11 protein-coding genes, 2 tRNA genes and 1 pseudogene are annotated in these 12,721 nt (G+C 58.1%); 12 read left to right on the forward strand and 2 right to left on the reverse strand.

The window, feature by feature from the left end; genetic code table 11:
- The 7 genes from lolB to ychF all read left to right on the forward strand — a co-directional run bounded on the left by lolB (position 1) and on the right by ychF (position 5,096).
- Positions 1-618, forward strand: coding sequence for a lipoprotein insertase outer membrane protein LolB (lolB, locus tag CE491_RS10035; RefSeq protein WP_110948206.1), 618 nt, complete (start codon positions 1-3; stop codon positions 616-618).
- Between the two features lie 2 nt (positions 619-620).
- The gene (gene ispE, locus CE491_RS10040) at positions 621-1,472 is read left to right on the forward strand and encodes a 4-(cytidine 5'-diphospho)-2-C-methyl-D-erythritol kinase (RefSeq protein WP_110948219.1); all 852 of its coding nucleotides are present in this window, start codon (positions 621-623) and stop codon (positions 1,470-1,472) included.
- Between the two features lie 35 nt (positions 1,473-1,507).
- Positions 1,508-1,582, forward strand: a tRNA-Gln gene (locus CE491_RS10045).
- A 47-nt stretch (positions 1,583-1,629) separates the two neighbouring features.
- Positions 1,630-2,571: a ribose-phosphate pyrophosphokinase gene (locus CE491_RS10050; RefSeq protein ID WP_037018241.1), complete on the forward strand. Its 942-nt coding sequence runs from the start codon at positions 1,630-1,632 to the stop codon at positions 2,569-2,571.
- A gap of 139 nt (positions 2,572-2,710) precedes the next feature.
- Positions 2,711-3,313, forward strand: a complete 603-nt coding sequence (locus CE491_RS10055) for a 50S ribosomal protein L25/general stress protein Ctc (protein ID WP_110948207.1) — start codon at positions 2,711-2,713, stop codon at positions 3,311-3,313.
- 76 nt (positions 3,314-3,389) lie between these two features.
- Positions 3,390-3,974, forward strand: coding sequence for an aminoacyl-tRNA hydrolase (gene pth / locus CE491_RS10060; protein WP_110948208.1), 585 nt, complete (start codon positions 3,390-3,392; stop codon positions 3,972-3,974).
- A gap of 21 nt (positions 3,975-3,995) precedes the next feature.
- Entirely contained in the window at positions 3,996-5,096 is a 1,101-nt protein-coding gene (gene ychF, locus CE491_RS10065) for a redox-regulated ATPase YchF (protein WP_110948209.1), read from the forward strand.
- 82 nt (positions 5,097-5,178) lie between these two features.
- Here ychF and CE491_RS10070 read toward each other — a convergent pair whose 3' ends face one another.
- On the reverse strand, positions 5,179-5,883 hold the full coding sequence (locus CE491_RS10070) for a glutathione S-transferase family protein (protein WP_110948210.1): 705 nt from the start codon (positions 5,881-5,883) through the stop codon (positions 5,179-5,181).
- Between the two features lie 127 nt (positions 5,884-6,010).
- On the opposite strand from CE491_RS10070, the gene CE491_RS10075 reads away from it, so the two are divergent.
- A complete protein-coding gene (locus tag CE491_RS10075) occupies positions 6,011-6,652 on the forward strand; it encodes a TetR/AcrR family transcriptional regulator (RefSeq protein ID WP_110948211.1) in 642 nt (213 codons plus the stop codon).
- A complete protein-coding gene (locus CE491_RS10080; RefSeq protein ID WP_110948212.1) occupies positions 6,649-7,359 on the forward strand; it encodes a glutathione binding-like protein in 711 nt (236 codons plus the stop codon). Before CE491_RS10075 ends, CE491_RS10080 begins: the two co-directional genes overlap by 4 nt.
- 168 nt (positions 7,360-7,527) lie before the next feature.
- On the opposite strand, the gene CE491_RS10085 is transcribed toward CE491_RS10080, so the two are convergent.
- Positions 7,528-9,585, reverse strand: a complete 2,058-nt coding sequence (locus tag CE491_RS10085; protein WP_110948213.1) for a methyl-accepting chemotaxis protein — start codon at positions 9,583-9,585, stop codon at positions 7,528-7,530.
- A 443-nt stretch (positions 9,586-10,028) separates the two neighbouring features.
- Between CE491_RS10085 and CE491_RS10090 the strand changes: the two genes are divergently transcribed.
- The 3 genes and pseudogenes from CE491_RS10090 to CE491_RS10100 all read left to right on the forward strand — a co-directional run.
- Positions 10,029-10,105: transfer RNA gene (locus tag CE491_RS10090), tRNA-Met, on the forward strand.
- Between the two features lie 168 nt (positions 10,106-10,273).
- Positions 10,274-11,515 (forward strand): tyrosine-type recombinase/integrase, encoded by a 1,242-nt coding sequence (locus tag CE491_RS10095; protein WP_110948214.1) that lies wholly within the window; start codon positions 10,274-10,276, stop codon positions 11,513-11,515.
- 248 nt (positions 11,516-11,763) lie between these two features.
- Positions 11,764-12,647: pseudogene (locus CE491_RS10100) on the forward strand (IS3 family transposase); the annotation flags it as partial.
- Between the last annotated feature and the right edge of the window lie 74 nt (positions 12,648-12,721).

Genomic DNA, 12,721 nt, shown 5'->3' on the forward strand with positions numbered 1-12,721 from the left:
ATGCTATTGCGCCACGTACTTGCATTCAGTCTGATTGCCCTGCTCGCCGGTTGCGCCGGTATCACTTCCGATGAAGCGGTGCAGGGCAAGGGCGACGCCAATAAATGGCAGGCCAACAAGTTACAGCTCACCAGCCTCGACGGCTGGGAAATCAACGGCAAGGTTGGCATTCGCGCCCCCAAAGACTCCGGCAGCGGCACGCTGTACTGGTTGCAACGTCAGGACTACTACGACATTCGCCTCTCGGGCCCGCTGGGTCGCGGCGCCGCACGCCTGACCGGTCGGCCTGGCGCGGTCTCGCTGGAAGTGGCCAATCAGGGCCGCTACGATGCGCCGGATCCGGAAACCCTGCTCAAGGATCAATTGGGCTGGAAACTGCCTGTTTCGCATCTGGTCTGGTGGGTCCGCGGCCTGCCCGCCCCCGACAGCAAAAGCAGCCTGACCCTGGACGGCGATAGTCGCTTGTCCAATCTGGAGCAGGACGGCTGGCAGATCGAATACCTGAGTTACAGCGAACAAAACGGCTACTGGCTGCCTGAGCGGATGAAACTGCACGGTCAGGATCTGGACGTCACGTTGGTCGTCAAGGACTGGCAACCGCGCAAACTGGGGCAATGATCATGTCCCAGCCACTGCTGACCCTGCCTGCGCCTGCCAAGCTGAACCTGATGCTGCACATTCTCGGCCGGCGAGCTGACGGCTATCACGAGCTGCAGACCCTTTTTCAGTTTCTCGATTACGGCGATGAACTCAGCTTCGCTCTGCGCGAGGACGGTGACGTTCGCCTGCAGACGGAAATCCCTGACGTTCCCCACGACAGCAACCTGATCGTCAAAGCCGCGCGCGCACTCAAGGAACAGTCCGGTTCGCCGCTGGGTGTCGACATCTGGTTGAAGAAAGTGCTGCCCATGGGTGGCGGCATTGGCGGCGGAAGTTCGGATGCGGCCACCACGTTGTTGGGTCTCAATCATCTCTGGCAACTGGGCTGGGATGAAGATCGTCTTGCGGCGCTGGGGCTCAAGCTCGGGGCTGACGTGCCGGTTTTCGTGCGCGGACACGCCGCATTTGCTGAGGGTGTCGGCGAAATCCTCACGCCTGTAACTCCCGAAGAACCATGGTATGTCGTGCTTGTGCCGCAAGTATCTGTAAGTACAGCAGAAATTTTTTCAGATCAGCTGTTGACACGTGACACGCCGCCCATTAAAGTGCGCCCCGTTCCCAAGGGAAACAGTCGAAATGACTGCTTACCGGTTGTAGCAAGGCGTTATCCAGATGTTCGTAACGCATTGAATTTGTTAGGTAAATTTACCGAAGCAAAATTAACCGGAACTGGAAGTTGTGTGTTTGGGGCCTTCCCAAACAAAGCTGAAGCTGATAAAGTCTCGGCCCTTCTTACAGAGACCCTTACAGGGTTTGTGGCGAAAGGAAGCAACATTTCGATGTTGCACCGTAAGTTACAAACACTGCTCTAAGAGAACCGAGTGTCAGGCACTCGTGCAACAGATACAGGGGCGTCGCCAAGCGGTAAGGCAGCAGGTTTTGATCCTGCCATGCGTTGGTTCGAATCCAGCCGCCCCTGCCATTTTCCTATAGTCATCCAGGCATACCCTAAGCCTCCAGGTACTGCGCGTGTCCAAGATGATGGTCTTTACGGGGAACGCCAACCCCGATCTGGCTCGGCGTGTCGTACGTCAGCTGCATATTCCTCTCGGTGACATCTCTGTCGGCAAGTTCTCCGACGGCGAAATTACCGCTGAGATCAATGAAAACGTTCGCGGTAAAGACGTCTTCATTATTCAGCCGACCTGCGCTCCGACCAACGATAACCTGATGGAACTCGTCGTGATGGCTGATGCCTTCCGCCGTTCCTCGGCCACTCGTATCACCGCTGTTATCCCTTACTTTGGTTACGCCCGTCAGGATCGCCGTCCGCGCTCCGCACGTGTGGCTATCAGCGCCAAAGTGGTTGCGGACATGCTCACTGTTGTCGGTATCGACCGTGTGCTGACCGTTGACCTGCACGCTGACCAGATTCAGGGCTTCTTCGATATTCCGGTAGATAACATCTACGGCTCCCCGGTTCTGGTGGATGACATCGAAGACCAACGTTTCGAAAACCTGATGATCGTTTCCCCGGATATCGGCGGTGTCGTGCGCGCACGTGCCGTTGCCAAATCCCTGGGCGTGGATCTCGGAATCATCGACAAACGCCGCGAGAAGGCCAATCACTCCGAAGTGATGCACATCATCGGCGACGTCGAAGGCCGTACCTGTATTCTCGTCGATGACATGGTCGATACCGCCGGCACTCTGTGCCACGCGGCCAAGGCCTTGAAAGAACATGGTGCCGCCAAGGTCTTCGCCTACTGCACACACCCTGTGCTGTCGGGCCGTGCGATCGAGAACATCGAAAATTCCGTGCTGGACGAATTGGTGGTCACTAACACCATCCCGTTGTCCGCTGCAGCACAAGCCTGTGACCGTATCCGTCAACTGGATATCGCACCGGTAGTCGCTGAAGCGATGCGTCGCATCAGCAACGAAGAATCGATCAGCGCGATGTTCCGTTAAGGGCCCTGCCCTCTCGAATCATCCGTTGACGAAAAGCGCCCCGCCCCAACAATCACTGTTGGGGCGGGGCTTTTTTGCCCATACCGTGTTGGCGCTGGTCGCAAACGTCACTCGGGAATGGCTATTTTGGAGATACAACATGAACGATTTTACTCTGAACGCCCAAGCGCGTACTGACCTGGGGAAAGGTGCGAGCCGCCGCCTGCGTCACGCGAAGCAAGTTCCGGCCGTTGTCTACGGTGGTAACAAAGACGCTGCTTCGATCACCATCGAAGCCAAGGAAATGGCCAAACTGTTCGAAAACGAAGCTGCATTCAGCCACGTTATCGAACTGAACGTTGATGGCGCCAAGCAGAACGTGATCGTTAAAGCGATGCAACGTCACCCTGCCAAGCAGTTCATCATGCACGCCGACTTCATCCGCGTTATTGCGGGCCAGAAGCTGACTGCAACCGTTCCTGTGCACTTCATCAACGAAGAAGCTCCGGTCAAGAAAGGCGGCGAGATCTCGCACACTACCACTGAGCTGGAAGTGACCTGCCTGCCTAAAGACCTGCCTGAGTTCATCGAAGTTGACCTGGGTGCGCTGGAAGTTGGCGACAACATTCACCTGTCCGACCTGAAAGCACCGAAAGGTGTTGAGTTCGTTGCTCTGGCGCACGGTACCGACCTGGCTATCGCCAACGTCCACGCTCCACGCATCGTTCCAACTGAAGAAGGTGAAGAAGGCGCAGCCGAGTAATTCATTACTCGCACGCCGGTTGAACCCGTGATGGTGCTTTGCGCCATCACACTCGACCCAAGGAAGAGCCCCTGACGTGACCGCCATCCAACTGATCGTCGGCCTGGGAAATCCAGGCCCCGAATACGAACAGACCCGGCATAACGCAGGGGCTCTTTTCGTTGAGCGTATTGCCAGCGCCCAGCGCGTCAATCTGACCGCTGACCGCAAGTATTTCGGCCTGACGGCTAAATTCAGTCATCAGGGCCAAGACGTTCGTCTGTTGATTCCCACCACCTACATGAACCGTAGCGGCCAGTCCGTCGCGGCGTTGGCGGGTTTCTTCCGGATTCCTCCGCAGGCCATTCTGGTGGCCCACGACGAACTCGACCTGCCTCCGGGCGTCGCCAAACTGAAACTGGGTGGCGGGCACGGCGGGCATAACGGTCTGCGCGACATCATCGCGCAGCTCGGCAACCAGAACGGCTTTCATCGCCTGCGGCTCGGCATCGGCCATCCCGGCGATGCCAGCCTGGTCTCCAATTTTGTCCTGGGTCGTGCGCCGCGCGCCGAACAGGAAAAACTGGAAGCCAGTATCGACTTTGCCCTCGGCGTGCTGCCGGATGTCCTCGCAGGCGACTTCGCCAAGGCGATGCGCGTCCTGCACAGCCAGAAGGCCTGACATCACTCGAGGGGAAACACCATGGGATTCAACTGCGGCATCGTCGGCCTGCCCAACGTCGGCAAGTCCACCCTGTTCAACGCCCTGACCAAATCCGGTATTGCGGCGGAGAACTTTCCCTTCTGCACCATCGAACCGAACAGCGGCATCGTGGCCATGCCCGACCCACGCCTGCAGGCGCTGGCCGACATCGTCAATCCGAAACGCATCCTGCCGACCACGATGGAATTCGTCGACATCGCAGGTCTGGTCGCGGGCGCCTCGAAAGGTGAAGGCCTGGGCAACAAGTTCCTGGCCAACATCCGCGAAACCGATGCCATCGCCCACGTGGTCCGCTGCTTCGAAGACGAGAACGTGATTCACGTTTCCAACAGCGTCGACCCGAAACGCGACATCGAGATCATCGACCTGGAACTGATCTTCGCCGACCTCGACAGCTGCGAAAAACAGCTGCAGAAAGTCGCGCGCAACGCCAAGGGCGGCGACAAGGACGCGGTGGTCCAGAAAGGCCTGCTGGAAAAACTCATCGCGCACTTTACCGAAGGCAAGCCAGCGCGCAGCCTGATGAAGAACATGGGCGCCGATGAGAAGGCTGTGATCAAGGGCTTCCACCTGCTGACCACCAAGCCAGTCATGTACATCGCCAACGTTGCCGAAGACGGTTTCGAGAACAACCCGCACCTGGACGTGGTTCGCGCCATCGCCGAAGAAGAAGGCGCCATGCTGGTACCGGTCTGCAACAAGATCGAAGCCGAGATTGCCGAACTCGACGACGGCGAAGAGAAAGACATGTTCCTCGAAGCCCTGGGCCTCGATGAGCCTGGGCTGAACCGCGTGATCCGCGCCGGCTACGAAATGCTGCATCTGCAGACCTACTTCACCGCTGGTGTCGAAGAAGTCCGCGCCTGGACCGTCCGCGTCGGTGCAACCGCACCACAAGCCGCTGGCGTAATCCACACCGACTTCGAAAAAGGCTTCATCCGCGCCGAATGCATCGCCTACAACGACTTCATCCAGTACAAGGGCGAGGCCGGTGCCAAGGAAGCAGGCAAATGGCGTCTGGAAGGCAAGGACTACATCGTCAAGGACGGTGATGTGTTGCATTTCCGCTTCAACGTCTAGAGCGCTGCTCACCAGCCAGACATCGGCGCCGAAAGCCCCCATCAGGGGGCTTTTTTATTGAGCCGCGTTTTAAGGCCCTGACTCAATTTCCCTTCGGATAATTCGACGGAAACAGCGCACGCCTGGCCTCTTCATCCAGGTCTTTCTTGAACGCCAGTTCCTTGCCCACATCCCGCGCTCTCGCAGCAGCCGGACGGGCGTCGATGCGTTGAAACCAGCGTTTGAGATTGGGGAAGTCAGCCAGCGCATCTTCTGCGCCCTTCATCACACGGGGCGCGCGGATGAGCCAACCCCAGGTGGACATGTCGGCGAGGGTGTACTCGTCGCCGACGATGTATTCACGGCCGGCCAGATGCGTGTCGAGAACCTCATAGTGGCGCTCGATCTCACGGCGGTAACGATTTACGGCGTAATCATTGCCCTCCGGCGCCGCGTACTGGAAATGCACGGCCTGCCCGGAAAACGGCCCCAGCCCTGACGCGATGAAGAACAACCAGGAAAGCAGCTCCGGCCTGTCCTCAGGTTTTCCCAGGAACTGCCCGGTCTTCTCGCCCAGGTACAGCAGGATCGCGCTGGAATCGAACACTCGCACTTCCTTGCCGCCCGGCCCTTCGGGGTCGATGATCGCCGGCACCTTGCCGTTGGGGTTCACGGCGCGGAATTCAGGCCGATGCTGCTCGCCCTTGCTGGTGTCTATGGGCACCAGTTCGTAGGCCAGCCCTGACTCTTCAAGGAACAGCGCGACCTTGGCAGGATTGGGGGTCGGATGGAAATAAAAACGGATCATGGCGTTCATCTCTTGTGGACGTGGGTCGAGAAAGAAAACGGTCTTGCGTTTTAGAACGATTGTTTTAGATTAGGCGAACTGTGGAGCAGCGCGCAACGCCTGCGTGTGCACCAAAAGGAAATCAGCAATGGCAAGGCCAAGAGAATTCGACGAACAAATCGTGCTCGATGCCGCGATTCAGTGCTTCTGGGGCAAGGGCTTCGAGGCAACATCAATGCGCGATCTGATCGACTGCATGGGGATCACCGGCGCCAGCGTCTACAACGCGTTCGGCGATAAGCGCGCGTTGTATCGCCGGGCGCTGGAGCACTACCTCGAACGCAGCTTCGGCGAGCGCGTCATCCGGCTTGAAAGCACCCTCGCACCACGCCAGGCGATCGAGATGTTTTTCGTGGAGGTCATCGATCGGTCGATGAATGACTCACTGCATCGCGGCTGCCTGATGGTGAACTCGGCCCTGGAAGCCGTGCCCGATGCCCCTGATGCGCAGGCGATCATCGATGACTTCCTGACCCGCGCAGAAGGTTTTTTCCACCGCTGCGTGCAGGCTGGTCAGAACGACGGCAGCATTTCCCGCGCCCAGCCCGCCGCTGACCTCGGCCGCCTGTTGCTCGGCGTGTTGCTGGGTATTCGCGTTCTGGCACGCGCCAAGCCTCAACGCTCGTTGCTGGAAAGCGTCGTCAGGCCGGTCATGGCTCTGCTTGATGCGGACGATTCCGGCAGCACGGCCGCCCCCATTCCTACTCCTCTGACGGAGGCACACCGATGATCGAGCTCTTTTACTGGCCCACGCCCAACGGGCACAAAATCACACTGTTTCTCGAAGAAGCTGGCCTGGCGTACCGCATTCATCCCGTCGATATCAGTGCTGGGGATCAGTTCAAGCCCGAGTTTCTAAAGTTTTCACCCAACAATCGCATGCCGGCAATCATCGACACCGCGCCCGCTGACGGCGGTGAGCCGATCACCGTTTTTGAGTCAGGCGCGATTCTGTTGTATCTGGCGGAGAAGACTGGTCAGTTCCAGCCTGCCGACGTGCGCGGCAAGAAGACCGTGACCGAATGGCTGATGTGGCAGATGGGCGGACTGGGGCCGATGGCAGGCCAGAATCACCACTTTGGTGTGTACGCGCCGGAAAAGCTGCCGTATGCGATCAATCGTTACGTCAACGAGACGAACCGCCTATATGGCGTGCTGAATCGGCGCCTCGAAGGACGCACGTTCATTGCCGGGGATGATTACTCAATCGCGGACATGGCGGCTTATCCATGGATCGTGCCGTGGCAGCGTCAGCAACAGAACCTGGATGACTTTCCCAATCTCAAGCGCTGGTTCCTTACTGTTCAGGCGCGGCCCGCGACGGCGAGGGCTTATGCGCAAGGTGAGGCGCTATCGCAGAACCGCGCGACCGTCACCGAGGAGGGCAAGAAGATCCTGTTCGGCCAGACGTCCGCGAATCTACCGAAACAGGACTGAGCGCCCCTTGCGACTCATCGGCGTTGCCTCTCCCTCAAAGGCAACGCTCAGACGATGGGCTGAACCGCTCGAAACAGCAATACACCCGGGCACGGATAAAATCGATGGCCCTCCCCCTTCGCCAAGGCTTTATGTCTTGCAAAGCGTCTCTCGCTCACAGCGCCCGGGTTAACCCAACTGGAATCTGGAGGTATTGTCGCTCAGCGCCCGACTGCCTTTGCTCAGGGTGTCTGCGGCGTGATTCACTGCCCGCGCGCCGTCGAGCAGCCGCCCGGCGGCCTGGTCGACCTGCTGGATATTGCCGCTGACTTCATCCGCTGTTGCAGCCTGCTCTTCCACGGCGGTGGCGATCTGCGCCAGCGTGTCGGTGACAATCTGCACCGCGCTGGCAATTTCGCCCAGTCGTTCGCCCAGGCCAGTCACCGATTGTGCGTCGGTGATGGCCTGGCCGCACGCCGCTTCCATCAGACTGACCGCCTGGCTCACGGTGGAACGCAAACTGTCGACTGTCCCGGCGATCTGCGCGGTGGATGCCTGGGTCCGCTGCGAAAGGCTGCGCACTTCATCGGCCACGACCGCGAAGCCACGACCCTGCTCACCCGCGCGCGCCGCTTCGATCGCTGCGTTGAGCGCCAGCAGGTTGGTTTGCTCGGCAATCCCGCGAATGGTGTCCACCACCGACTGGATCTGCTGGCCCTGCTCGCTGACCTTGCCCAACGCGTTGGCAGTGTCGGTCAGTTTCTGGTTGAGCTGCTGGATGCTCGCCGTAGTGCGCTGACTGTCGCGGCTGCTGTCCTCGGCAATCCGGCGCGTCTGCTGCGCGCTGCCGGAAGCCTCCTCGCAGCTTTTGGCAACGCCCAGGGAAGTCGCAGCCAATTGCGTCGCGGCCGCAGCGATCTGACTGATCTGTTGCTGCTGATCCTCGACCTCGTTGAGAGTGCTGCCGGACTGGGAATTGAGCGTCAGGACCGCCGAACCCAACTGCTGGGTTTCGTGATTCACACCCAGCAGGCTGGTGCGCAGCTGCACGACCGCCACGTTCAAAGCAGTGCTGATCGCGGCCAGCTCATCGCGCCCTTCCACGGCCACTTCAACGCACAGATTACCGTCACGCAGCGACTCGGCCAGGGTCGTGATGCCTTTGGCACTGCGACGAATCGAGGCCTGCAGGCACATGAACAAATACAACGCAGCCAGCGCGAGAATGCTGAACGTCGCGGCAACCGGGATGAACTGCTTGATCGCACGGTCGTGGTAGTAATCCAGGCGACTGTCCAGTGCGGTCAGCGACTGATTGCGCAATGCAGCGAGGGCTTCCAGGGTGCCGTCGACACTGCGCTCGAACGCTACTGTGTCGAGTTTGATCGTGCCACCGAAGACGCCGTCATCCAGCACCTTCAGCTCGCTGTCCAGGCGCTGGAGGCTGTCGTTGTACTGGCGGGCCCAGCTCTCCATGCCTGGATAAGCCTTGGCTTGCAGCGACGCCACCGCCTTGACCAGTTGATCGCGCGCATCCCCGATACGACCGCGCAGATCACGCATCTGCAAGCGGCTTTGCAGGGAGAACTGCCCGGACGCGATCGACGATTGACCGATACTGGCCATGCGACCAACGCGCTCGATCAGGTCCGGAGTCTGCTGAGTCGCGACCTGCATCAGCAAATAAGTCTCAAGCCAAGGGTCGAGGATCAGGCCGCTGTCCATGGCAATCTGCTCGCGCAAGCTCTGCAACGCCGTCAGCGCGGAGGTGAAACGGTCGTAACCATCGGGCCACCAGCCGATCGTGCGCAGCGACTCCGAATCCATGCCTTTGACCAAGGCCAGCAGGGACTGGTAACGAGCCATGGTGTCCGGGCTAGCCTTATATGCCTTGAGTTCATCGCCCAACTTGGCCAGGGTTTGAGTGAGTGTCGGGTTGGCAGCATCGAGCGCGGCCATGGCGGCTTTCGCGGCCGGGGTGGGGTCATGCAGGATGTCAGCGGCTTTCCAGCGGGCGGCGAGATTGCGCTGCGCGGTCAATTGCGCATCCAGCCCCTCCAGCGCCAACAACTGGCGAGCGCCGGACTGTTCGCCGGAAATCACTGCCAGCTTGCCTCGGTAGTCCTGTCCGATCATCCACAGGCTGCCAGCCAGCGGCAGCATGAACAGAAAGAAAAGCACCTGAAACTTGCGTGCAAACCCGAAACGTCCAAGCAGGCGGATACCTGGCGACAAAAGACTTTGCATGTCCGACTACTCCTCACGGACAACCCCTGCCGCAGCTCGTGACCACGATAGACGTTGCCTCACATTCTTACCGGCAAAATGCCATGTCTTTGATTCAAAAACGACCACCGCCTGTCCCCTGTGTCGAGGAGCGATGGGCGGTATCTTGCAGACGCATCAATGCCCCGCGTTGGAACAAGCGTATGTGGCTGGCATAAGCAAGAAACGGACCGATAGCAAGAAGCCATCTAAATGGGCGCGCGAACAAGAACGGTGCATAAGAAATGCACGAAAGTGGGGCAAAATCACTCAGGGCGCTCGGCAAAACTGTCACTAAGGTGACGAGAGCACAGCGCTACATAGGGAATGAGTACGTAAAAACCCTAACCGATTGATCACACGCGTAAAATCTTTAAAGAGATGCTTGACACATCTTTGATCTGAGCGAATAATGCGCGCCACTTGGCTACATAGCTCAGTTGGTTAGAGCATAGCATTCATAATGCTGGGGTCCGGGGTTCAAGTCCCTGTGTAGCCACCAAGTACCTGTTTACAGATGTCTCCATGAGTCTCTAAACAACCCCAAGAAGCCCGCCCTGTGCGGGCTTTCTTGTTTCTGGCTGTATCTCTTTGTCTACCCCTATATCTTCCCGCCGTGTATCCCCCTGTGTATCCTTGATGAAAAATCGAACCGAGGGGATACAAGCCCATGAAGCGCTCAGAGATCAAGCGCCGCCCACTTTCTGACACCGCCCTGGCTAGCCTTGAACCTGACAGCAAGGAGTACAGGGAGCAGGATGGGAACGGGCTGTACTTCCGTGTGAAACCTGACGGCCAGAAGTCCTGGCAGCTGCGTTACAAAACGCCGGTAGGCAAGTGGAGCTGGCTGGGGCTAGGCGGATACCCTGAGGTAAGCGGCGCCCTTGCCCGCCAGAAAGCTTCCGAACTACGCACTGACGCAGCCGAAGGTAAAAATCCTATCGCCACCAAACAGGCGCGCATAGCTGCTGAGCAGGCCACCAGCAACAACACTTTCGAATCGTTGGCACGAGAGTGGCACGCTTCCAGAAACGGGTCATGGGACGCAGGCACCGCTAAACGCATCATGGGTGCTCTTGAACGCCACGTATTCCCAACTTTTGGTAAGCGACCATACTCGGGCATTCTTTCCATGGAGTGGATGGATCTGCTGCGCGGCCTCGAACAGCAAGGCATTCTTGAACAGATGAGTCGTGTCAGAGCTTATTGCAAGGATGTATACGACCTGGCCCGAGTGACAGGCAGGGCCGTGAATAATCCGTTAGAGGGTGTCCACAAGTTCTTGGCATCGGGGAAGGCTGAAAACTACGCTCACGTCAGTATCGATGAACTACCAGCCCTGCTACGTGCAATCCGGTCCTACCCTCATGCCACAGACGTTCAACTCGGCTTACGTCTTCTAACCCTGCTCGCTGTTCGTCCCAGCGAGTTACGCGAAGCCTGCTGGTCAGAATTTGATTTTTCAAAGAAGCTTTGGACGATCCCTATTGAGCGGAAGGGCCGCAAGAAAGGACGGGAGCACCTGGTGCCCCTATGTCGGCAAGCGGTCGATATGTTGAAACAGCTGCAGGGGCTTACCGGCAGTTACGCGCTGCTGTTTCCCGGCAGAAGCGACCGTACGAAGCCACGCAGTGACACTGTGTTTTTGATGGCGTTACGGCGCCTGGGCTATGAGGGCCGTCAGACGGGTCACGGCTTCCGCCATATCGCCAGCACAATTTTAAACGAGCATGGTTTTGTCTCTGATCACGTTGAGGCGCAGCTCAGCCATAAAGCGCCTGGTGTGCGCGGGGTATACAACAAGGCGCAATATTTGGAGCAGCGCACGACGATGATGCAATGGTATGCCGATTATCTTGATGGTCTGGAAAAAGGGAACGTCATTCAAGCTGCCTTCGGCAAGGCAGTGTGATGATGTCTTTCCATACCTCCGTAAAATCCCGTGTTCTTGGTGTTCAAGGTGTTCCAGAATGGTTGAATCCCTTTAAAACCGGGGCTTTCAGTGCAGGAACACGTCACCGATTTGACGGGAACACGATTGCTCAAGATGCGCAATGCTGTTCGCCGAATCAGCCTGTTCCAGCTGTCGGCCCGTCTGTAGTGGTCTAATGAAACCGGACACCCATTTAGGCGAGAATGCTCGCCAGATCGAGGTGTCAGATGACCAAACAACGCCGCTCCTTTACTCCTGAATTCAAGCGCGAGGCTGCCGACCTCGTGCTCAAACAAAACTACAGCTACATCGAAGCCAGCCGTTCACTCGGCATTGGTGAGTCAGCATTGCGCCGCTGGGTTGACCAGATTCAGAAAGAACATAAAGGCATCACCCCGCAGAGCAAGGCGCTGACGCCGGAACAGCAAAAAATTCAGGAGCTGGAGGCCCGGATCGCTCGGCTTGAGCGAGAGAAATCCATATTAAAAAAGGCTACCGCGCTCTTGATGTCGGAAGATCACGAGCGTTCGCGCTGATTGACCAGTTGAGCGCCCATGAGCCGGTTGATTGGCTGTGCAAGGTGTTTGACGTCACTCGCTCGTGTTACTACGCCCAGCGCCTGCGGCGCCGCTCACCCGATGTTGAACGGCTTCGATTGCGTAGTCGTGTCAGTGAGCTGTTCTCACAAAGTCGCAGTGCTGCGGGCAGTCGCAGCATTTTGTCGCTGATGCGTGAAGACGGTGAGCAGATCGGTCGATTCAAAGTGCGCAGCTTGATGCGCGAGCTTGATTTAGTCAGCAAACAACCCGGCTCCCATGCCTACAAACGAGCAACAGTAGAAAGACTGGATATCCCGAACACATTGAACCGCGAGTTCGACGTGCCAGCGCCCAATCAAGTCTGGTGCGGCGATATCACCTACATTTGGGCGCAAGGAAAGTGGCATTACCTGGCTGTCGTCCTGGATCTTTGTACGCGTCGGATCGTGGGCTGGGCGCTGTCGGAAAAGCCAGACGCTGAGCTGGTGATCAAAGCGCTGGATATGGCTTACGAGCAGCGTGGCAGGCCTTCGGATCTGCTATTCCACTCGGACCAGGGATCGCAAGGCGGATTCAACTGGTCGTCGCAACACTGGATTGTTGTACAGACTTTAGATACTCATTCAGTGCTTCGGCAGGTGTTTTC

Source organism: Pseudomonas bohemica (assembly GCF_002934685.1).
In the GTDB taxonomy this organism is placed as follows: domain Bacteria; phylum Pseudomonadota; class Gammaproteobacteria; order Pseudomonadales; family Pseudomonadaceae; genus Aquipseudomonas; species Aquipseudomonas bohemica.

Coding starts and splice junctions, on each gene's coding strand:
- lolB (WP_110948206.1), top strand. CDS start 1: ATGCTATTGCGCCACGTACTTGCATTCAGTCTGATTGCCCTGCTCGCC.
- ispE (WP_110948219.1), top strand. CDS start 621: ATGTCCCAGCCACTGCTGACCCTGCCTGCGCCTGCCAAGCTGAACCTG.
- CE491_RS10055 (WP_110948207.1), top strand. CDS start 2,711: ATGAACGATTTTACTCTGAACGCCCAAGCGCGTACTGACCTGGGGAAA.
- ychF (WP_110948209.1), top strand. CDS start 3,996: ATGGGATTCAACTGCGGCATCGTCGGCCTGCCCAACGTCGGCAAGTCC.
- CE491_RS10070 (WP_110948210.1), bottom strand. CDS start 5,883: ATGATCCGTTTTTATTTCCATCCGACCCCCAATCCTGCCAAGGTCGCG.
- CE491_RS10075 (WP_110948211.1), top strand. CDS start 6,011: ATGGCAAGGCCAAGAGAATTCGACGAACAAATCGTGCTCGATGCCGCG.
- CE491_RS10080 (WP_110948212.1), top strand. CDS start 6,649: ATGATCGAGCTCTTTTACTGGCCCACGCCCAACGGGCACAAAATCACA.
- CE491_RS10085 (WP_110948213.1), bottom strand. CDS start 9,585: ATGCAAAGTCTTTTGTCGCCAGGTATCCGCCTGCTTGGACGTTTCGGG.
- CE491_RS10095 (WP_110948214.1), top strand. CDS start 10,274: ATGAAGCGCTCAGAGATCAAGCGCCGCCCACTTTCTGACACCGCCCTG.